Source organism: Clostridium sp. ZBS15 (genome assembly GCF_023845705.1).
Lineage (GTDB): Bacteria > Bacillota > Clostridia > Clostridiales > Clostridiaceae > Clostridium > Clostridium aquiflavi.
This window is the reverse complement of sequence record NZ_JAMQHY010000132.1, coordinates 1-228: the sequence shown is the minus strand read 5'-3', so window position 1 is coordinate 228 and position 228 is coordinate 1. Positions and strand designations below refer to the sequence as shown.

Here is a 228-nt window from a genome sequence, read left to right as displayed (position 1 = left end):
CCAGTTCCGCCACTTCGGCATATATGGTAGCGGAAATAGGACTTGAACCTACGACCCTTCGGGTATGAACCGAATGCTCTAGCCAGCTGAGCTATTCCGCCTTAGTTTTTATGGTTGCGGGGGCAGGACTTGAACCTACGGCCTTCGGGTTATGAGCCCGACGAGCTACCAGCTGCTCCACCCCGCGATATTATATTTAGTTGAATTATGGTGCCGAAGACCGGAATC

The 228-nt window shown here is 52.2% G+C and carries 2 tRNA genes; both read right to left on the bottom strand.

The annotated features are described in order from the left end of the window. Positions 1–24 precede the first annotated feature (24 nt). A tRNA-Met gene (locus NG904_RS16820) sits at positions 25–101 on the bottom strand. Between the two features lie 10 nt (positions 102–111). Then, positions 112–187, bottom strand: a tRNA-Met gene (locus NG904_RS16815). Positions 188–228: the final 41 nt, after the last annotated feature.